Origin of the sequence: Nisaea sediminum, assembly GCF_014904705.1 — a bacterium.
Classification (GTDB): domain Bacteria; phylum Pseudomonadota; class Alphaproteobacteria; order Thalassobaculales; family Thalassobaculaceae; genus Nisaea; species Nisaea sediminum.
In genome coordinates this window covers 42,680-63,603 of sequence record NZ_JACZCQ010000001.1, presented here as the reverse complement: position 1 = coordinate 63,603, position 20,924 = coordinate 42,680, and the positions used below count along the sequence as shown (strand labels likewise).

The following is a 20,924-nucleotide window of genomic DNA, read 5'->3' as shown; positions in this document are numbered from 1 at the left end:
ACCGGTCCCGGATCAGGGACTGCGATCCGGGACCGGCGGTTCGGCCGGCTCCGGATCCTTCGGGCGCGCATCTTCGAGCCGGAACAGATTGCGGAAGATCCCTGGCGTCAGGGCCGTCAGCGGATTGACCGTGACCTCTGGCCGCTGCAGCGGTCCCTTGACCGTGAACTCGGAAGCGAGGAACCCCTCGCCTTCGCCGCCGGTGAGCAGTGTGCCGAGAATGGGGATCGAGCCGAGGATCTGGTTCAACACATAGGCGGGAACCACCATTCCGGTCAGGTCGCTCTCGTCGATGATACGATCAATCTCGCCGGAGGCCGAGATTCCGAGCGATCGCCCCTGGGCCAGCAAACGGTCCAGAACGAGTTTCTCGTCGCTGACATACATGTTCACGTCCAGCCTGTCGAAATGAACGCCGCGCCCCTGCACGACCGCCGGCAGCCCGGTTATGGAGACCGCGCTCAGCAGCTGCGCCATCACCGGAGCGTCGACCAGATCGAAATCAAGCACCGTGAGCGAAACGTTCCAACCCCGGCCACCTTCGCGCTCCTCCATCTCGCCGGAAGCCACCAGCCGGCCGCCGGAGATCGAGTCGAAGCCCTCGAAAGCCTGCATCACGTTGCCCGCATTCTGAGTGCTCAGATCGAAATGCGGAGTTCCCGATGCCGTGCTGTAGAGGAGATCGGCAGGCTCGGTTCCGATCACACCGTTCGCCGCGAGCGAGAACCTCCCCTTTCCGTCGTTCTCGATCAGCAGGGTCACGTCCTTCATCGGCTCCAGCTTGCCGATAAGGACCTGATCGATCCGGGCGTTCACAACCAGCGGAACCTTGGAGGACGCCTCCGTCTCGTCGAACTTCTCCACCAGCTTGCGAAGGTCGGCGAAGGGACCTTGCACATTCGCGGTGTAGCCGCCCGCCCCGTCGGCCGCGATGACACCTGAGAGGTCGGTCCTGCCGAGCTGCAGCTGATCGATCGTGAAGCGGGTCGGCCGCAATGTGTCGTCGGAGAACTCCACCGATCCCGACGCCGCGAGATCCGCCGTCGCGACGCTGAACTGATCGATCGCAACGACGGCATCGTCGCGAGCACGAATCTGCGCCCTGAATGTCCCGGCGGCACCCGCGGGCTTCTCCCAGCCGAGTTCGTCGACCTTGAACTCGGTTTTCTGCAGCCCCATGACCAGATCGACCCGCATGTCGCCGTCGCGCGGCTCCTGGATGGTCGCATCGAGCTCGACCTCGCCCCTGGCGAACCGCCGCATGTCGAGACCAAGCTGCGCGATTTTATCCACATCTGGACGCACGATGACATGTGTGCGCCGTCGAATCTCGGCCGCATCCTCGAAGGATTGCAGAAAGGCGATCTGTGCCTGCTGCCCGGATAGATCGCCGGTTCCGTCGAGCAGCATGCCGGTCTTGTCGAGGTCCAGGGTCATCGTCCCGTTCTCGAACGGCAACCGGGTCGTCCGGGTAGGCAGCGAGACCCCGGTGAACTGACCGCTGGCCTGAAGGTCGACCATCTCGAAGGTCATTTTCCTGAGCAAAGGCATCTCGAACCGCATAATCCCGCGCCCTGTCCCGCCGACTTCCTCGGGGGCCAGACCGAGTGCGCGTGCGTAGCCGAAGGGTTCGGTATCGAGAACGCGGAGAATTTCCGAGATCGGGCCGTCGATTTCGGCCTCGATGCTCGCATAATCGTCGCTGACCGTGTGGATTCCCGTCAGCGAAACATCGGCGCGCTTCAGCTGGATGTCGCCGAGATGTCCCTTCGTCACCTCCGCATCGATACGTTTTTCCGTGAAAGTCGCGCGGCCACCGACATCCAGGGCGGGAGGAAGCGGCCGGAGGTAATGCACGGTCACGCCGTCGAAGCTCATGAAGCCTTCGAGCGACACATCGCGCAGCCGGGTCTTCTCGCCCACCTCCAGATCCCCGTCGAGCGTGGCGACCATCTCGGTGACGGTTCCCGACAGCAGGTTGCCGGTCGTCCAGTCCCGCGCCAGTTCGAAGAGATCCGCGGGCCATAGCCCCTCGATCTCATCCACCGGCATGCCGGTGACCTTGGTCCGCAGTTCCAGCTTGGGAGCCGCGAGATCGCGCAGGGAACCACTCAGCATGGCGGTCATCCCGCCCCGTTCGAGGACGAAGTTCCGCAGCGTGACAGCGTCGTCATGAGCGTCGTAGCCAACCTGGAAGCGCAGGCTGTCGTAAGGGATCGGCGCCGGGAGGACGGATCCGAAAGCAACCTCTCCCTTTGTCGTGGTGGCGATCACGTCCACATTGAGAAGCGAGCGGAAGTCCGCCAGCGAGAAGGCGATACTGCCGCTGAGGCGGCTCGATACGGCCAGATCCGCCGGGGAATGCGGCAGATTCGACAGCACCAGATCCGGGGTCAACCCCTGGAACAGAACCGAGCCGTCGAGCTCCCGACTGCGGAAGAAATAGTTTCCGTCACCGCGGATCTCTACGGTCTCGTCTCCGAGCGTGAGGTCGGCCCGGGCTTCCACGCGCCAGCCGTCGCGCTCCCTCGCAAACACACTGTCGAGGCCCGACAGACGGAGATTGTCGAACGTGCCGGCGTGGTCCGTCATGCGGACGGTCGCGCGCCGGAGCAGGAACCGTTCCAGCCGCTCCAGGCCGGCAAGCCCCGCAGCCCCGTCTCCGGTCGGTTGCTGAAGGATGGAAAAGAGATCGCCTGCGATGGCCCCTCCGTCACCGGGGGCGGCGCCATAGAGCTGGTAGGTGCCGTCGGAGCGGCGCTCGAGATTCAGAACCGGCTGGTCGACCGCGATCTGCACGGGTGCGATCTCGCCAAGCAGGAGCCGCGGGCCGGAGAGAGCGATATCGGCCGACGGAGCGAAGAGGATCACGCCGCCCGCCTCGTTCTCGAATTTGAGGCTGGTGACCCTCACTTCGAAGAGCCGGCTCCAGCCGCGCCATTCCATCCGGAGTTCGCCGATCGACGCCGACCCGAGATCCGCCGGCGAAAGCGCCGCGGCAACGCGGTCCTTCAAGAATTCGAGTGGAATCGGCTGAGTGCTGGCACGCCAGAACACCAGAGCCGAGAGGACGACGAGGCCCGTAAAAACCGCGGCAACGACTTCCAGGGCGATCTTGGTGGTTCTTCTCAGCACGCGGGGCACTCTTGGCTCGGGGTCATTCCGCTTAACATAGGGCGCCGGACCGCGCGACGCCAAAGAGGCGACGCCGGAACATCCTCGGAACAGCGCGGTTGGTCCCGGTTGACGCGGGCGGTCCCGGTGCGCACCCTCCGTCGGATAATACTGCAGCGGGGGCACCGGTGTTTCTGGACCAAATCACTTATTTTCCGACGGTCACCGACAGCGAGGCCGCCCGCATAGGGCTTGAGCGCTGGTGCGAGCAGCCCGGGCTGACGGGCGAAGACGCTCTCGCCACGCGCATTGCGGCACTCGCCGAACATCGGAATGGCACGCCGCTGTTACAAGGGCTGTTCGCAAACAGTCCCTACCTCACCCGTCTCATGATTCGGGATATCGAATTCGCCGCGGACCTTCTGGAAAACGGTCCGGATGCGATGGAAGTCCGGCTGCAAGAGCGTGCGGCGGCACTGGATCCTCTCGCCATGGACACCACCGCTCTGATGTCGGCCCTGCGGGTCCTCAAGCGGCATTATTCCCTGACGACGGCGATCGCCGACATCACCCGGGTCTGGCCGCTGGAACGGGTCACGGGCGCGCTGAGCGAGCTTGCCGACATCGCCATCGCGGCGGCCTGGCGCCACGCGCTCGGAATAGAGGCGCGTGCCGGGAGGCTGCCGCTCGACGCGGACGGGCCGGGCGACATCCTCGACGGCTCCGGGCTGATCTGCCTCGGCATGGGCAAGCTCGGCGCGAAGGAGCTCAACTATTCCAGCGATATCGACCTGATCGTGTTCTACGACAACGAGCTGCCGGCCTATGCCGGGGTCGAGGAACTGCAGAAGCATTTCGTCACCATGACGCGGCTGGTTGTCCGGCTCCTGGAGGAGCGGACGCCCGACGGCTATGTCTTCCGCACCGACCTGCGCCTGCGGCCGGATGCCAGCGCGACACCGATAGCCGTCTCGGTCGCGGCAGCGGAAATCTATTACGAAAGCCTCGGCCAGAACTGGGAACGCGCAGCCATGATCAAGGCGCGCCCGATTGGCTGCGACATGAAGGCGGCGGCGATGTTTCTCTCGCTGATACGGCCTTTCGTCTGGCGCAAGCATCTCGATTTTGCCGCGATCGAGGACATCCACTCGATCAAGCGCCAGATCGCCGCGCATAAGGGCGGCAGCAAGATCAAGGTCGAGGGTCACAACGTGAAGCTCGGCCGCGGCGGGATCCGCGAGATCGAGTTCTTCGTGCAGACCCAGCAGCTGATATGGGGCGGGCGGGACGCCCGCCTGCGCGGCAAGAAGACCGCCGACGCCATGCAGGCCCTGGTCGATCTCGGCCGCGTCAAGGCGGATGTCGCCAAGGCGATGATGGATGCCTACCGCTTCCTGCGCACGGTCGAGCACAGACTGCAGATGGTGAACGACGCGCAAACCCACTCGCTCCCCGAAACCACGGACGGCCTCACAAAGATCTCCGGCTTCCTTGGCATCGAGGAGGTCGACCGCTTCCGCCGCGAGCTGATCCACCAGCTCTCAACCGTGGCGCATCATTACCGCAACCTGTTCGAGGAAAGCGCTCCTCTCTCCTCCGATGTCGAGGATGCGGGCAGCCTGGTCTTCACCGGGGTCGAGAGCGATCCCGAGACGCTGAAAACCCTTGAATCCCTTGGCTTCGCGGACCCGGAATTCGTCGCCACCAGGATCCGCACCTGGCATCACGGACGCTACCGGGCGACAAGAAGCGAGCGCTCGCGTCAGATCCTGACCGAGATCGTCCCGGCGCTGCTCACCTCCTTCGGAAAGGCGCCCGAGCCGGACACCGCATTCCGCCGGTTCGACCGGTTTCTGGAGGGCCTGCCCGCGGGCGTGCAGCTCTTCTCCCTCTTCCAGGCAAACCCTCCGCTGCTTGAGATGCTGGCGGACATCATGGGCATGGCGCCCTCGCTGGCGCGCCAGCTCGGCCATCATCCATCCCTCTTCGAAGGCGTGCTGACCCACGATCCGTCCGCCAAGCTCGGCGACCGGGACAGCCTGGAGGCGGAACTCGAGCGCGATCTCGCGGGCGCCCGCTATTATGAGGACGTGCTAGACATCGCGCGGCGCTGGATCAACGACCAGCGCTTTCTGGTCGGCATTCAGGTCCTGCAGGGACGGGTACCTGCAACCCGCGCGGCCGAATGCCTCTCCGATATCGTCGATGTGGGGATCCGGGCGCTGCTGCCACGGGTCGAAGCGGAGTTCGCGCTCCGACACGGACGCATTCCCGGCTGCACGCTCCCGGCGCTCGCCGTCATCGCCTACGGCAAGCTCGGGGCGAGGGAGATCTCCGCCGGCTCCGACCTCGATCTGGTGTTCCTCTACGACGCGCCTTTCGATGCCGAGTCGGACGGAGAGAAACCGCTACCTGCCAGCACATATTTCACCCGCCTCGGCCAGCGCCTGCTTGCGGCGCTGACCGCCCAGACGGCGGAAGGCGGCCTGTTCGAGGTCGATCTGCGTCTACGCCCGAGCGGCAACAAGGGCACAATGGTGCCGAGCCTCGAGGGTTTCGAGAAATATCACCGCGAGGAAGCCTGGACATGGGAACGCATGGCGCTCACCCGCGCCCGTGTGGTCTCGGCCTCACAGGAGCTGACCGCCAAGCTCGAATGGCTCTTCGCGGACCTGCTTACCGAGGAACGAGACCAGGAAAAGCTGCTCCGTGACGTGGCGGACATGCGAGAGCGGATCGCAAAGGAACATTCCAGCGCCTCCCATTGGAAGATCAAGCATTGGCGCGGCGGTCTGGTGGACCTCGAATTCATGGCTCAGTATCTCCTCCTGAAGCACTGCCGGGAGCACCCGGAGCTGCTGACCGGCAACACGGCGGACGTTTTCGACCGCTTGGGCGACGCGAAGCTCCTTGAGCGGGACCTTGCCGACAAGCTCGCCGGCACCACCCGGCTCTGGCGTGCGATCCAGTGGATTCTCCGGCTGACCGTCGACGAAAGCTTCGATCCGGAGACCGCGCCGGCCGCCTTGAAGGCGCGGCTCTCCATGTCGGCCGGCGTAAACGCGTTCGAGGATCTGGACAGAATCATCGAGAAGCGCGGGGCCGAGGTGCGCGACGCCTTCAGGACCGTGATCGAGGAGCCCGCCGCCGCTCTTCCGCCGGTGGACGCGGATTCCGCGGAGTGAACGGAGGGACGGTTGCGGGATGACGGTGCCTCCTGTACCAAGAACACCAGATCTTGACGTCGGCCAAGCCGAACCCCACCAGACTTGGACCTACACTCCGATGATGCATGCCGTCCGCCCGGACCCGGAAAGCGAAAAATACCGCATTCTGAAAGATGTTTTCGGGTTCGACGGCTTCCGGCCGGGACAGGAGCCTGTGGTGGATGCGATCCTTGGCGGCAGCAACGCCCTCGCGGTGATGCCGACCGGCTCCGGGAAGTCGCTCTGTTTCCAGCTTCCGGCGCTCGTGCGCGGCGGCCTGACCGTAGTGGTCTCTCCCCTCGTCGCGCTGATGCAGGACCAAGTGGCAGCCCTGAAACTGGCCGGGGTGCGCGCCGATACCATCAATTCGGCCAAGGACCGGGCGGCGAATGTCGCGGTCTGGCACAAGGTCGCCTCGGGAGAGCTCGACCTGCTCTATCTCTCGCCGGAGCGGCTGATGACGGACCGCATGCTGGCGGCGATCTCGAAGCTGCCGCTTTCGCTTCTCGTGGTCGACGAGGCGCACTGCATCTCGCAATGGGGCGCCTCCTTCCGCCCGGAATATGACGATCTCGCCCGCCTGCGGACCGTCTTCCCGAATGTCCCGATCGCCGCCTTCACGGCGACGGCGGACCAGGTCACCCGCCTCGACATCGCGGAGAAACTGTTTGCCGGGAAGGCCGAGATCTTCGTGCATGGCTTCGACCGCCCGAACATCCGCCTCGACGTCGCTTTGCGCGCCGACTGGAAGGCACAGGTTCTGGACTTCCTGGAGGCCCATGCGGGCGAAAGCGGCGTTGTCTATTGTCTCTCCCGCAAGAAGACCGAGGAAATCGCCGGTTTCCTTCGCGCGAAAGGCTACAATGCCCTTCCCTACCATGCCGGCATGGACAAGGAAGAACGCGACCGCAACCAGGACCTCTTCATGTCGGAGAGCGCGGTTATCATGGTCGCGACCATCGCCTTCGGCATGGGGATCGACAAGCCGGACGTGCGCTTCGTGCTGCACACCGACATGCCGGGCAGCGTCGAGGCTTATTATCAGGAATTCGGCCGCGCCGGGCGCGACGGGGCGCCCGCGCACGCGCTGATGCTCTACGGGCTCGACGATATCCGCATGCGCCGGATGTTCATCGATCAGGAGCATGAGGAGGGCGACCGCCGGCGGCGCGAGCATAAGCGCCTCGATGCGCTGATCGCCTATTGCGAGGCTGCGGAATGCCGGCGCCAGTCGCTGCTACGCTATTTCGGCGAGGAGTCGGAGCCCTGCGGCAATTGCGATGCCTGCCTCAATCCGGCGGAAACGGCGGACGGCACCGAGGACGCCAAGTTGGCCCTGAAGACGATCCAGGAGACCGGGGAGCGCTTCGGCACCGTTCACATCGTCGACGTGCTCCGCGGCGGAAACACCGAACGCATCCGCAAGTTCGGACATGACAAGGTCTCGACCTACGGCGCCGGCACCGCGCACGGGGCGAAGGACTGGCAGTCCCTGATCCGGCAACTGGTCTCGGGCGGTTTCCTCGATCTCGACATCCAGGGTTTCGGCGGCCTCTCGGTCAGCACCAAGGGGAAGGCCCTGCTCGGCGGCGAGGTGGAATTCCGCTACCGTCAGGACAGTCTGCGCCGCGAGCGCAAAGCGAAGACCGCGCGCTCGACCGCCGCGCCGACCGAATCCATGAGCGGCCCGGAATTGCGGCTCTTCAAGGCGCTGAAACAGCTCCGCTCCGAAATCGCGCGCGAAGGCAACGTGCCGGCCTATGTCGTCTTTACCGACCGCAGCCTCGCCGACATGGCGGCCAAGCGCCCGACCTGCAAGGAAAGCTTCGCCTCGATCCACGGCGTCGGGCAGGCCAAACTGGAGAAATTCGCCGCCCCGTTCATAGATCTGATCCTCAGCGAGGGGACCTCCGCCTGACCTTCTCTTGACGGTGGGCCCAAGCGCGCCAGATTGCCTCCTGTCCTTACTGCAATCCACAATCCGGAGAAGTTTCATGGCCGATGTCGGCGATAAGGCACCTGATTTCAACATGGCCACGGATGGTGGCGGGACCGTCTCGCTCGCCGATCTGAAGGGAAAGAAAGTCGTCCTCTATTTCTACCCGAAGGACGACACCCCCGGCTGCACCAAGGAAGCCTGCGCGTTCCGCGATGCGATGCCGGACTTTTCCGGCGTGGATGCCGAGATCATCGGCGTCTCCAAGGATTCCGCTGCCAAGCACGACAAGTTCAAGGCGAAATACGACCTGCCCTTCACCCTGGCATCCGACGAAGACAGCGACGTCTGCGAGCGCTATGGCGTCTGGGTCGAGAAGAACATGTACGGCAAGAAATACATGGGCATCGAGCGCGCCACCTTCCTGATCGATGGCGACGGCAAGGTCCGCCACGTCTGGCGCAAGGTGAAGGTTCCGGGCCACGCGGACGAAGTCCTCGCGGCGGCGAAGGCGCTCTGAAGCTCAGACCTCGGGCGGACGGGCATCGCCCGGCGGGTTCTCGCGGAACCAGTCGACGATCGAGGGCATGTTCGGCTCGAATCCGCCCGGGATCGAGAAGTTCAGCAGTCCCGCGCGGGCATTGCGACGGTTCTCGAAATCGTGCCGCACACCGGCCGGAACGAGGATGAACGAGCCGGCCGGTGCGTCCTGCCAAGCCTCGCCGACGAGAAAGCTCATTGTGCCTTCCAGAACGAAAAACACGTCATCGCCGTCCTCGTGGACATGGGCGCCCGGCCCGGTCGTGTTCGCCTCCAGCCACCATTCGGATATGGAATAGCGGTCTCCGGTCTCCGCACCGTCGGCTTTGAACAGCGCGCTGATGCGCCCCATCTCGTAGCCGCGCCCCCCATGCGGGGCGAGCACGACCGGTTTGCGATCCGTCATCCCTGTCTCCTCATTCCTGGCGGCGAAGCGCCCGCATGCGATCAAGCGTATCCTGCGGCCATGTCTCCCCCGGATCGTAGAAATCCTGAAAAACCGGGACATCATCGGGAAGACGCACCCACGGGAGCTTTGTGGTTGTGAAGATATGCGCGTCCGGCGGCAGGGCGCCCGGGTCGTCGAGGGTGCCCACCCGGACGAAATGTACCTTGTCGCCGGCCCCGGAATAGTTGCTCCAGAGGGCGACGCGGCAGATCTCGCAACGCCAGATCTTTTGCCCCTTGCCACTCAGCGACGGCGTCGGAACCATCACCGGCACGCCTCTGAGGAGCGTCACCCGGTCGGCCTCGATCATTGCGTTCAACACGAAGGCCGACCCGGTCTCGCGCTGGCACCAGGAGCAGTGACAGCAATTGACGAAAAGCGGCTCACTCTCAAGACGGTAGCGGATCTCGCCGCAGGTACAGCCGCCTTCCAACAGCGAGGCATTGTCCGGCATGTGCAGTCCCCAAGATGATCCGAATCCGGTCGCGCGCCATTCAGGCAAATTAAGTTTCCAGATGCAACCGAAGAGACACCCTCAAACCGGCACGCATCTTGCTTCAATGGATCTGCGATGCTTTCGATACACACAAATCCACCCGCGATGACGGCGCTCAGAAACCTGACCGGCATCCAGATGGCGAAGGACAGGGTGCAAGACCATGTCTCCACTGGCCTCCGCGTCACCGGCGCGGTTGAGGATGCCTCCAATTTTGCCATTGCCCAGGGTATACGGACGGACCTCCGCGCGATCGATGCCGTCATCAAGGGTTTGAACAACGCCAAGGGCGTGGCACAGGTCGGCATCGCCGGGGCGACGGCCGTCTCCAACCTGATGATCGACATCCGCAAGAAGATCACCGAAGGCGCCAACGAGGGAAACACGACGCTTCAGCAGCAGATCCTGCAGAACGACTACAGCGACATGATCGCGCAGATGCGCCAGATCCTGGAGAACTCCACCTTCAACGGCGAGAATATCCTGATCGAGGACGCGATCCCGTTCAATCTCGCGATCGGCACGGTGAACGACATCAACGTCCTCTCCAATATCGACGGCAGTACCCTGACCGTTCGCGGTCAGCGCATCGACGTCAGCTATGCCCGGCTCGTGAACGAAGATATCAGCACACCTGCGAACGCCCAGAACGCGCTCACCGTCTGGGAAACCGCGATGACGGATATCGGGACGGCTCTCGGGGAACTCGGTGCCGACGCGAGGGCGCTGAACCTGCAGACGACCTTTCTGGAGAGCACACGCGATGCCGTCGACGAGGGCCTCGGCAATATCGTCGATGCGAACATGGCTCGCGAAAGCGCCCGGCTGACCGCCCTTCAGGTCCAGGAGCAGCTCGCCGTCCAGACCCTCGGCCTTGCCAACCAGCGCCCGCAGACGATCCTCGGGCTGTTCCAGTAACGAACCTGCATCGAAAGGGCGCTGTTATTCCGGCGGTAAAGGGATATCCGGCCAGTCTTCTGTCACCTCCGCCTGTACCGGCCGTTCGAGATAGGTCGAAAGAACGACAAAGCTTCTCGTTCCCCGCACGCCCGGCAGGACGTAGAGCTGGGAGAGAAACTGCTCCATTGCCTGCGCGCTCGCTGTGCGGACTTTCAGAATCACGCAGGTATCTCCCGCAACCGAGTGCATCTCCTCGACTTCGGGAAACTTCCGCAAACGCATCATCCGCTGGCTCTTGCCCCAGCCGTCGGCATCGACATGCACATAGGCCAAAAACGGTTTGCCCACTGCAGCGGGATCCACCCGCGCCGCGGTACCGGTCAGGACACCTGTCACCCGCATCCGCTTCACCCGCTCGAACACAGCCGGGGCGGAAAGCCCGATCCCCTTACCGATCTCGGCGTAGGATTGCCGCGCATCCTCAAGCAGGGCGCTTAAGATCTTTCGGTCCTGGACGTCAAGATCGCGATGCTGAATATTCTTCTTCTGAATGATTTCTGTTTCTTCGTTCATCAAGTTAAATTCCGCTTTTTCCCAACATTATTCGACCATATCAGGAAATTCCTGAATGGAGATCGAATCATGAAAACACGACTGATCGAACCGACCGACGGCATTTATCCGGCGAGAGATTACGCGCACGGCATTCAAATCGAAGATATGCGGAAGCTGATCTTCACCGCCGGAACGATGGGCCTCACTCCCGACTTCCGGCCGCCGGAAACTCTGGAGGAGCAGCTCACACTCGTCTGGCAGAATCTCTCCCGCATTCTCGCCGCCGCGGACATGACCCTCGACGATATCATTCGAGTGACAAGCTATCTGAGGCGTGCCGACTATGCGGCAGCCAATAGGGACGCCCGCCTCGCCGCCCTTGGCGGAAGAAGGATTCCGACAACCGCAATCGTCGCGGAGACGCTGGAGCCCGGCTGGATGATCGAGATCGAGGCGATCGCCGCAGCCTAGAGCCGGAAACCGTAAGGCAGCAGCCGGTCGATATCGACAATATCGGCGGTGAAATTCGCATCGCCGGTATCGATCAGAATCAGAGCCGCTCCGCCGGACTCGTCCCTGTCAATGAACTCGCGCATCACCTGCCGGCAGATGCCGCAGGGCGAGCGCTCTTGCAGCGGACCGCCCAGACTGTCCGCCGTCGAGAGGGCGAGGAAGCGGATCTTGCGAAAGCCTTTCGCCGCCGCCGCGTGCAGCGCGTTGCGCTCGCCGCAGACGGTCGCGCCGTAGGAGGCGTTCTCGATGTTGGCGCCGGTGATGATCCGTCCTTCCGGGTCGTCCGCCATGATCACGGCGGCACCGACATGGAAATGCGAATAGGGCACATGGGCCTTTGCCGCCGCCGCGCGCGCCACCTTCACCAGGTCGCGCAGAAGTTCTGGATCGGCGGTGACCCGCTTTTCGGGGATCCTCACGCCCGCGACGCGGAAGCGTCCGGCGGCCGTTTCGACCACCCTGTCCTCGGCTTCGACCGCCGGCAGAACGATCTCGATCGCGGCCATGGGCTCAACCCTTCTTTCCGTAGACCGCATCCGGATCGTAGGCCTTGCCGTCCTTCACCACCGCCAGCACCGCCCTGCCGTCCTGGACCGTCGCCGCGCGATAGAAGCAGCTGTCATAGCCGACATGGCAGGCGGGGCCCGAGAGCACCCTGAGCAGCACCACGTCCTGATCGCAGTCGGTCCTGAGTTCTACGACCTTCTGCACATGGCCGCTGGTCGCACCCTTGTGCCAGATCTCGTTCCGCGACCGGCTCCAATAGACCGCCTCGCCCAGTTCGAGCGTTCGTGCCAGCGCTTCGCGGTTCATGAAGGCGAACATCAGCACCTCACCGGTCTCGGCATGCTGGGTGATACAGGGGATCAGACCATCCGCATCGAATTTCGGCTGGAAGGCGCTGCCTTCCTCGATCTCGGCCTTGCTCCCGCGCTCGGCAAACAGGCTTTGTGCTGTCATGACACATGCTCCAGATATCAGGCCCGGTTATAGGCCGTGCCACGCGCCGGCCGCAACGTCGCCGAAAGTGGACCAAAAGGGTTCCAAGCGCGTAAAACCATCAAGAGGGAAAGCGATAGGGACCGCAACGGCATGTCCGAGGCAAAAGAATTCACCACACTGGCCGAGGCGGCGGTCGCCGTCCTTGAGACCGCCGATCCGCGCGAAAAAGCGAAGCTCGGCAGGGCCGCCGTCGCCGCCTGGCGCGAGGGCGCCTTCCAAGGTATCGGCAGCGCCACGGCTCCGGAACGCCCGGGCCGGCCGGAAACACCCGCCCTGCGTCCGCCGCGCGAGGTGCCCAAGCGCAAGATCACCGGAGCCCCCGCGGGCCGGATCGCCCTGCTGCACGCGCTCGCCCATATCGAGCTGAACGCCGTCGATCTCTCCTGGGACATGATCGCCCGCTACACCGATCACGGCCTGCCGGAGGGGTTCTATATCGATTGGATGAAGGTTGCCGACGACGAGTCGAAACATTTCCTGATGATCTCCGACCGGCTGGAGGAGCTCGGCTCGCATTACGGCGCGCTCAACGCCCATGACGGCCTCTGGCAGGCGGCGACCGAGACGGCGCCCGACCTGCTCGCCCGACTCTCCATCGTGCCGCTGGTGCTGGAGGCGCGGGGGCTCGACGTGACGCCGGCGATGATCAAGAAGATGCGGGAAGTCGGCGACGATGCCAGCGCCGAGATCCTGCAGGTGATCTTCGACGACGAGATCACCCATGTCGCCGTCGGCAAGCGCTGGTTCGACCATGTCTGCGACCGCGAGGGCAAACCCAGGATCGAGACCTGGCAGCACCTTGTGCGCACCCATTTCCGCGGCGGCGTGAAGCCTCCCTTCAATGTCCCGGCCCGCGAACTCGCCGGTTTCGCCGCCGCCTTCTACGTTCCGCTCGGCGAGGAATTCCAGGCGCAGCAGGATAGCGGGCGGGACGCGTGAGCACTCTGCTGTCCCGGGAGTTCGTGCGGCATTTCGAGGCGCCGCGGGAGCTTGTGTGGGAAGCGCTCGCCGACACCAAGCGGTACAACGAATCCATCGGGCTACCGAAACACGAGATCCGCGAAGAGCCTCAACCGGACAGCAGCGTCCGTTTCTTCGCCACGGCGAAGCTCGGACCCTTCACGCTGCATTGGGAGGACATTCCCCAGGAATGGGCCGCGGGGCGCTGGTTCCGCCACCGGCGCCTGTTCCTGAAAGGCCCTCTCAAGCAGCTCAATGTCTTCGTGCGGTTCGACGACGAAGGAGACGGCTGCACGGTGCGCTACCGCATCGAGGTCGAGCCGGCCGGGCTGCTCGGCAGCCTGATCGCCCACAAGGCCGTCTTCGCGGCAAGCGAGCGCGATTTCTTCCGCGTCGCCGACCAGGTGGAAGCCTGGGCGCAGGAACAGGTCGAAACGCCCTACCCGACCGAACCGCTGGCACTCGACGAGACCCACAGCCGGCGCCTCGAGACCGCGCTTGGTCGCCTGGACGCCTCGCGCTACGGGCACGGTCTCGGGCGCAAGCTTGCCGACTGGCTGCTCTCAGCCCAGGAGGTCGACCTGATGAGCATCCGGCCGCTGAAGCTCGCCCGGATGTGGCAGGAAGAGGAACGCCACGTCATCGAGCTGTGCCTCGAGGCGGTGAAGGACGGGTTACTGGAAAGCCGCTGGGACCTGCTCTGCCCGCGTTGCAAGGGCGCCAAGCTCTCGGAGGCCAGCCTCGACGAACTGCCCCAGGGCGCGCACTGCGCCTCCTGCAATGTCAGCTACGACCGGGATTTCGCCCGCAATGTCGAACTGACCTTCCAGCCGGCCGCCAGCATCCGCAAGGTGGTGCATGGCGAATTCTGCCTGTTCGGCCCGATGTCGACGCCCCATGTCCGCCTCCAGGTCCGCGTCGCGCCCGGCGGCAGCGAAAATGTAGAGACAGTGCTCGCACCCGGCTCCTACCGCATCCGCACGCTGGAGCCCGGGCCGGAACGGATCATCGATTATTCGGGCGGCGGCTTTCCCGCCATAGCGATCGAAGAGGACGATATCCCCGTCGGCGCCGAGGCTGGCGAAACCGGCACAGTCACGCTTCGAAACCGCTGCGCCCGTCCACGGGTCGTCATTGTCGAGGCGCGCGACTGGGCCGAGGACGCGCTGACCGCGCATCGGGTGACCACCATGCAGGCCTTCCGCCATCTCTTCGCCGAGGACGTGCTGCGCGGCGGCGATGAGGTCGGCATTGCCCATATCGCGCTGATGTTCACCGACCTTTCCGGTTCGACCGCGCTTTACGAGCGGATCGGCGACGCTCCGGCCTACGGCCTTGTGCGCGAGCATTTCGACTTTCTCTCCCGCATCGTCCGCGAGCATGACGGCGGCGTGGTGAAGACCATCGGAGATGCGGTGATGGCGGCCTTCACCGAGCCGGAGAGCGCGCTCGCCGCCGCACTCGACATCCGCGCCCATGTGCGGGACTTCAACCGCCAGCACCGGGGCTCGCCGATCGGCCTCAAGCTCGGGCTCCATGCCGGCCCCTGCATTGCCGTCACCCTCAACGGACGGCTCGATTATTTCGGCGGCACGGTGAACATGGCGGCCCGCCTGCAGGGCGAGGCGCGGCCGGGAGAGATCGTCGTCAGCGAAACCATTGCCGCCGATCCGGCGGCGGCGGACATTCTGAATTCGCAATGGATGGAGCAGGACCGACAAGCTATAAGAGGCTTCAGCAATCCCGTCAGCTTCCGGCGGCTCCCGCCGGAAGACGCAGCATAAAACCAGCATCCGAACGAAAGGCCGCGCGCCCATGAGCACGGACTCCAGCGCCCAATCCAACACCCCGAAAATCGAGCCCGAAGAGATCCTGGACGGCATCCTCGACTGGGTCGAGGCGGAGAGCCCGACCACCGACGCGGCGGCCGTCAACAAGGTCGCGGACAAGGTCCAGGGTCTCTATGCCGGCCTCGGCCTCGCCATCGAACGGACTGCAGGGCGGGACGGCTATGGCGACATCGTCCGCGCCCGCACCGAGAACGGCTCCGGCGAGAAGGGCATTCTGGTGCTCAGCCATATCGACACGGTGCATCCGATCGGCGTCAAGGAGGGTGAGCTCAAGATCCGCCGCGAGGGCGACGAGATCTACGGCCCCGGCATCTACGACATGAAGTCCGGCGCCTACCTGCCCTATTACGCCTACCGCCATCTGCAGCGCCTCGGCCGGACGACGAAACTGCCGGTGACCTTCCTCTACGTTTCGGAGGAGGAGGTCGGCAGCCCGATCTCCCAGGAGATCATCGAGGAAGAGGCCCGCAAGGCGAAATACGTGCTGGTCACCGAGCCCGCGCGCGACGGCGGCAAGGTCGTGGTCTCGCGCAAGGGCGTCGGCCGCTTCGTGATGAAGATCACCGGCCGCCCGTCGCACGCAGGTGGACACCATGAGAAGGGCCGCAGCGCCATCAGCGAACTCGCCAACCAGATCAAGGCGGTGGACGCGATGGTCGATTACGAACGCGGGATCACCACCAATGTCGGCCTGATCAGCGGCGGCACCGCGGTGAACGTGGTCGCGCGCGACGTGGTCGCCGAGATCGACCTGCGCGTCCTCACCAAGGAGGACGGCGAGGAGATGACGGCCAAGATGCTCGCCCTCAAGGCGCAGAATCCGGACGTCATGGTCGAGGTCACCGGCGGCATGAACCGCCCGCCTTTCGAGGCGAGCGAAGAGAGCATGAAGCTCTTCGAACATGCCAAGAAATGCGCCGCCGAAGCCGGCCTCGCGCTCGAGGCCACCGTCACGACCGGCGGCGGCAGCGACGGCAACTTCACGGCGGCTCTCGGCGTCCCCACCCTCGACGGCCTCGGCGCCGACGGCGCGGGCGCGCATACGCTCGAAGAGAAGATCTATTTCTCCTCTCTGGAGCCCCGCGCGAAGATGTGGGTGCGGCTCTTGGAGACGCTTGAGTAGCGGCAGCTTTTTCAGCCCACAAAGCTCAAGCCAAAAAAACGGTCGTCATTCCCGCGAACGCGGGGACCCAGGGAACACGGTCACCGCCCTACGTTCCCCTGGGTCCCTACTTGCGTGAGGATGACGACCGTTATGTTGGGAATAAATGGCCAATCCGTCCCATTGAGCGGACATGCGGCCATTTCTTTACATCCTCGCCAGCAAGCGCAACGGAACGCTCTACACGGGCGTCACGTCAGACCTGACGGCCCGGGTCGCGCAGCACAAACACGGGATGGCCGGCGGCTTCACGGCACAGTATGGCGTCAAGACGCTCGTCTATTTCGAGCCGCATGAGACCATGGAAAATGCGGTTCGGCGCGAGCGGCAAGTCAAAAAATGGCGCCGCCGCTGGAAGCTCGAACTGATCGAGCGGCAGAACCCGCGCTGGCGCGATCTCTATCCGGATCTGTTCTGAACTGAAAAACAGTCGTCATCCCCACGCAAGTGGGGACCCAGGGATCGTAGAGCGAGCATGTGTTCCCTGGGTCCCCGCGTTCGCGGGAATGACGACCTTTGTTGGGTGTGCAGCGCGATTACTCCGCCGCCACCGCCGACGCGAGCTGGTGCGAGACCAGCTTCGCATAGAGCCCGCCCTTCGCCACCAGCTCGTCGTGCGTGCCCGTCTCCATCAGCGCGCCCTCGCTCAGCACCGCGATCAGGTCGGCGTCGCGGATGGTCGAGAGGCGGTGGGCGATGACCACCGTGGTGCGGTCGGACTGCAGCCGGTCGAGGGCGACGCGGACCGCACGCTCGTTCACCGCGTCGAGATGCGAGGTCGCCTCGTCGAGGATCAGCACCGGCGCGTCCTTGAGAAACGCCCGGGCGATGGCAACGCGCTGGCGCTGACCTCCTGAGAGGCTGGTCCCGCGCTCCCCGACAGGGGTGTCGAGTCCCTCCGGCAGCATCGCCACCAGGTCCTCCAGCGAGGCATGGCGCACCGCCGCCCTTAGCTCCTCCTCGCTCGCCCCCGGCTTCGCCAGCAGGATGTTGGCGCGGAGCGTGTCGTTGAAAAGGTAGGTGTCCTGAGCGACCAGCGCGATCCGGCTGCGCAGCTCGTCGAGCCTGTAGTCGCGGAGGTCCGTGCCGTTCATCAAAACCTTGCCGGCATCCGGATCCCAGAACCGCATCAGCATCTGCGCCAGCGTGGTCTTGCCGGCGCCCGAGGTGCCGACCAGTGCCACTGTCTTGCCCGCCGGGATCTCCAGCGTGAAATCGCGGATCGCGCGCCGGTTCTGCCCGGGATAGCGGAAATCCACCTTCTCCAGCGCCAGCGAGACCGGACCGTCTTTGGCGGCCACACCCGGTCCGTCCTTCACCGGCACCGGCTCGTTCCAGAGCCCGTAGACCCTTCGGGTGGAGCCGAGCGTGTCGGCGAGCTGACGGCCGATCTGCGCGATCTCGGAGACCGGCAGGAAAGCCGCCATGGCGAGGATGGTCAGCAACGGCAGGACACCGGCATCGATCGTTCCCGCTGCGGCAAGCGCGGCGCCGGTCACGACGATGGCAAGGCCGCCAAGACCGGTCAGTGCCTCCAGAAGGCTCTGCTGCGCCGTCAGTTCCCGGAAGAACGGCAGGCGAAGATCGACGTGGCGCTGCCCGAGCCGGTCCAGCTTTTCGCCACGCTCCGCTTCCTGCTGGAAGGCCACGATCTCGCCGAGGCCCTGCACGCTGTCCACCGCGAAGGCGCCGAGTTCGCCCGAGGCTTCCCGCGCTTCCGAGCCGAGCCGGTCGACCCGACCGCGCATCAGGAAGGGACTGATCCCGACCGCGAGCAGGAACGGTGTGAGCGCGAGGGCCAGCGCCGGGCTTGCCGCGCCAAGCCAGAGCAGCACGCAGCCGGGCACCAGGATGGCGACGAAGGCGGGCGCCACAGTGTGGGCGAAGAAATACTCCACCAGCTCGATATCGTGGGTGACCAGCGTCATCAGGTCGCCGGTGCGGCGGCGGACGAGATAGGCAGGCGCGAGCGCGTCGAGCTTGCGATAGGCCTCCACCCGCATCTCCGCGAGCAACCGGAAGGCCATGTCATGGGCGAGCCAGGACTCCAGCCAGTGCAGCACGCCGGAAAGCGGCGCGACCGCGGCGAGCCCCCAGAGCCAGGGCGTGAAGTCCTCGCCGTTCTTCAGGGCCAGCACGACCAGCGCGCTGAGCACGCCGACGCCGATGAAACCGACGACCCGGAGGACGCCGAAGAGGAAGGTGAAGATGAGCCTCCCCTTCCAAGGCATGATCACCTTCATCAGTTCGACCACGACCTGGAACCAGCTGAGCCCCTCGGCCTTGATGATGCCCTCGGTCGGCGCCTGCACGGCCCCGCCCGGAGTGTCGGAAAGGGTCTCGGCGTCCGGCTTCGGTGCTTCCTCGCGCGCGACCGGCTCTGCCGTCCTCGCGGCGGCGGCCTCGCGCGCGACCGGCTCTGCCGTCCTCGCGGCGGCGGCCTCGCGCGCCTGCTCCGCCATCAGGCCGGCATAGAGACCGCCCGCCTTCATGAGTGCGGCGTGGGTCCCCTCCTCGGCCACCTTGCCATGGTCGAGGACGAGAATGCGGTCGCAATCGATCACGCTGGAAAGCCGGTGCGCGAGGACCAGCGTGGTGCGGCCCTTCATCAACCGGTTGAGCGCGTCCTGGATCACCGCCTCGTTCTCGGCATCCACCGCCGAGAGCGCCTCGTCGAGCACGAGGATTGGGGTGTCGCGCAGCAGCGCCCGGGCGATGGCAACACGCTGGCGCTGGCCGCCGGAGAGCTTGATCCCGCGCTCGCCGATCACGGTGCGGTACCCATCCGGCAGGCCCTCGATGAAATCGTGGATGTTCGCCGCCTTGGCGGCCGCGACGACGGCGGCATGGTCCGCCCCCGGATCGCCCATGCGGATATTCTCCTCGACCGTGCCATGGAAAAGGAAGGTGTCCTGATTGACCACTGAGATCATCGAGCGGATCTGCTCGAAGGAGAGCTCGTTCAGCGGCTTGCCGCCGAGCAGGACGCGGCCCTCGACCGGGTCGAAGAAGCGCAGCAGCAGGCGGACGACGGAGCTCTTGCCGCAGCCGCTCGGCCCGACGAGACCGATGCGTTCGCCCGGCTTCACGGTGAAGTCGAGCCCATCATGCACGGTGCGCTGATTGCCCGGATAGCGGAAGCCGACATGCTCGAATGTGATCAAGGGCTCGAGCTTGCCGGTGGCGGCCGAGAGCGCGTCCTCGACGTCCGGTTCGCCGTCGAGCACCCGGTAGATGCCTTTGGCCGCCGAAAGCCCGACCATGCCCTCGTGCAGCACGTTGCGCAGTTCCCGCATCGGCCGGAAAACCTCGACGCCGAGCATCAGGATGACGAGCAGCGAGGTCAGTTCGAGCTGCCCCTCGGTCACCCGAAAGGCGCCGAGCGCAAGCGCCGCGGCCGCGCCGCAGGCGATGGAGCTGTCGGTGATGCCGCGAGCGAGGACGTTGCCGCTCAGCACCCACATGGTGCTGCGGAAGACTTCTCGCGCCTTCACTTCCAGCACATCGCCGCGTGCCCGGCTCTGCCCGAAGGCCTTCAGCGTGGCGAGGCCCTGCAGGCTGTCCAGGAACTCCGAGGCGAAGGAGGCATAGGCCTGCTGGCGGCGGCGGGCGCTCTTCTCGTTCGAACTGTGCCAGAGCGAGGGGGCGAAGACAGCGACAAGCGCGAAGCCGAGCATGACCAACGCGACCGGCAGGTCGATCCAGGCGACGAAGGCGAAGATCAGAACGGGTGTCAGCAGCGAGACCGCAAGCTGCGGCAGATACTGGCCGAAATAGACCTCGAGCCGGTCGACTGCATCGGTCAGGGCAAGCGAGATGGCGCCGGAGCGCTCACGACCGACATAGGCCGGGCCGAGGCTGGCAAGCTTGTCGTAGACCTTGCGACGGAGGCTGATCTGCACCTTGGCCGCAGTCTCGTGCGCCACCATGTTGCGCCACTGTTCGACCCATCCCCGGGCGATCATCACCACCGCGATACCCGCGATCGCGGGCCAGAGTTCCTCCAGCGACTTCCCGGCGAAGACCTGTCCGATGAGCCAGCCGAGGAGACCGAGGCGCGCGACGCCGAGAGTGACCCCGAGCAGGCCGATCAGGATCGCCCAGGAAATGCGTCCGCGGACGCCTTCGGTAAATTGCCAGAGCCGGGTCTCGAAATGCATCGCGTGGTCCCCTTGCGACTGTCCGGACATGCAAGAGCCATCGCCCGGAAATCCAACCGCGATCAGATTATCGGAAAGATAA

The 20,924-nt window shown here is 64.9% G+C and carries 16 protein-coding genes; 9 read left to right on the top strand and 7 right to left on the bottom strand.

Going from position 1 to position 20,924, the window contains the following annotated elements:
• Positions 1-12 precede the first annotated feature (12 nt).
• The gene (locus IG122_RS00300) at positions 13-3,135 is read right to left on the bottom strand and encodes a YhdP family protein (protein ID WP_193179377.1); all 3,123 of its coding nucleotides are present in this window, start codon (positions 3,133-3,135) and stop codon (positions 13-15) included.
• 167 nt (positions 3,136-3,302) lie between these two features.
• On the opposite strand from IG122_RS00300, the gene IG122_RS00295 reads away from it, so the two are divergent.
• The 3 genes from IG122_RS00295 to bcp all read left to right on the top strand — a co-directional run bounded on the left by IG122_RS00295 (position 3,303) and on the right by bcp (position 8,776).
• Positions 3,303-6,299, top strand: a complete 2,997-nt coding sequence (locus IG122_RS00295) for a bifunctional [glutamine synthetase] adenylyltransferase/[glutamine synthetase]-adenylyl-L-tyrosine phosphorylase (RefSeq protein WP_319024784.1) — start codon at positions 3,303-3,305, stop codon at positions 6,297-6,299.
• 100 nt (positions 6,300-6,399) lie between these two features.
• On the top strand, positions 6,400-8,238 hold the full coding sequence (gene recQ, locus IG122_RS00290; RefSeq protein ID WP_193179376.1) for a DNA helicase RecQ: 1,839 nt from the start codon (positions 6,400-6,402) through the stop codon (positions 8,236-8,238).
• Positions 8,239-8,314: 76 nt separating this feature from the next.
• On the top strand, positions 8,315-8,776 hold the full coding sequence (bcp, locus tag IG122_RS00285; RefSeq protein ID WP_193179375.1) for a thioredoxin-dependent thiol peroxidase: 462 nt from the start codon (positions 8,315-8,317) through the stop codon (positions 8,774-8,776).
• 3 nt (positions 8,777-8,779) lie between these two features.
• On the opposite strand, the gene IG122_RS00280 is transcribed toward bcp, so the two are convergent.
• Together IG122_RS00280 and IG122_RS00275 are read right to left on the bottom strand one after the other, a co-directional pair.
• On the bottom strand, positions 8,780-9,202 hold the full coding sequence (locus IG122_RS00280) for a cupin domain-containing protein (protein ID WP_193179374.1): 423 nt from the start codon (positions 9,200-9,202) through the stop codon (positions 8,780-8,782).
• Positions 9,203-9,212: 10 nt separating this feature from the next.
• Positions 9,213-9,698 carry a GFA family protein gene (locus tag IG122_RS00275; protein ID WP_226893234.1) on the bottom strand — a complete coding sequence of 162 codons (486 nt, stop codon included), beginning with the start codon at positions 9,696-9,698 and terminating at the stop codon, positions 9,213-9,215.
• A 117-nt stretch (positions 9,699-9,815) separates the two neighbouring features.
• On the opposite strand from IG122_RS00275, the gene IG122_RS00270 reads away from it, so the two are divergent.
• Positions 9,816-10,658, top strand: a complete 843-nt coding sequence (locus tag IG122_RS00270; RefSeq protein ID WP_193179373.1) for a flagellin — start codon at positions 9,816-9,818, stop codon at positions 10,656-10,658.
• Between the two features lie 24 nt (positions 10,659-10,682).
• Here the strand turns inward: IG122_RS00270 and IG122_RS00265 are convergent, their stop codons facing one another.
• Positions 10,683-11,213: an Lrp/AsnC family transcriptional regulator gene (locus tag IG122_RS00265; protein ID WP_193179372.1), complete on the bottom strand. Its 531-nt coding sequence runs from the start codon at positions 11,211-11,213 to the stop codon at positions 10,683-10,685.
• 69 nt (positions 11,214-11,282) lie between these two features.
• Here IG122_RS00265 and IG122_RS00260 point away from each other — a divergent pair, with 69 nt between their 5' ends.
• Positions 11,283-11,666: a RidA family protein gene (locus IG122_RS00260; protein WP_193179371.1), complete on the top strand. Its 384-nt coding sequence runs from the start codon at positions 11,283-11,285 to the stop codon at positions 11,664-11,666.
• Here IG122_RS00260 and IG122_RS00255 read toward each other — a convergent pair.
• Positions 11,663-12,214, bottom strand: coding sequence for a cytidine deaminase (locus IG122_RS00255; protein WP_193179370.1), 552 nt, complete (start codon positions 12,212-12,214; stop codon positions 11,663-11,665). The genes IG122_RS00260 and IG122_RS00255 overlap by 4 nt on opposite strands.
• A 4-nt stretch (positions 12,215-12,218) precedes the next feature.
• Positions 12,219-12,668 (bottom strand): phosphoribosyl-AMP cyclohydrolase, encoded by a 450-nt coding sequence (gene hisI / locus IG122_RS00250; protein WP_193179369.1) that lies wholly within the window; start codon positions 12,666-12,668, stop codon positions 12,219-12,221.
• Positions 12,669-12,800: 132 nt separating this feature from the next.
• On the opposite strand from hisI, the gene IG122_RS00245 reads away from it, so the two are divergent.
• From IG122_RS00245 to IG122_RS00230, 4 genes are all read left to right on the top strand, one after another.
• Positions 12,801-13,649 (top strand): ferritin-like domain-containing protein, encoded by an 849-nt coding sequence (locus IG122_RS00245; protein ID WP_193179368.1) that lies wholly within the window; start codon positions 12,801-12,803, stop codon positions 13,647-13,649.
• On the top strand, positions 13,646-15,454 hold the full coding sequence (locus IG122_RS00240) for an adenylate/guanylate cyclase domain-containing protein (RefSeq protein ID WP_193179367.1): 1,809 nt from the start codon (positions 13,646-13,648) through the stop codon (positions 15,452-15,454). The genes IG122_RS00245 and IG122_RS00240 overlap by 4 nt, the downstream gene beginning before the upstream one ends.
• Positions 15,455-15,485: 31 nt before the next feature.
• The gene (locus IG122_RS00235) at positions 15,486-16,643 is read left to right on the top strand and encodes a M20 family metallopeptidase (RefSeq protein WP_193179366.1); all 1,158 of its coding nucleotides are present in this window, start codon (positions 15,486-15,488) and stop codon (positions 16,641-16,643) included.
• Positions 16,644-16,815: 172 nt separating this feature from the next.
• Positions 16,816-17,100, top strand: coding sequence for a GIY-YIG nuclease family protein (locus IG122_RS00230; protein ID WP_193179365.1), 285 nt, complete (start codon positions 16,816-16,818; stop codon positions 17,098-17,100).
• Positions 17,101-17,218: 118 nt separating this feature from the next.
• Here the strand turns inward: IG122_RS00230 and IG122_RS00225 are convergent, their stop codons facing one another.
• Positions 17,219-20,842 (bottom strand): ABC transporter ATP-binding protein/permease, encoded by a 3,624-nt coding sequence (locus IG122_RS00225; RefSeq protein ID WP_193179364.1) that lies wholly within the window; start codon positions 20,840-20,842, stop codon positions 17,219-17,221.
• Positions 20,843-20,924 lie beyond the last annotated feature (82 nt).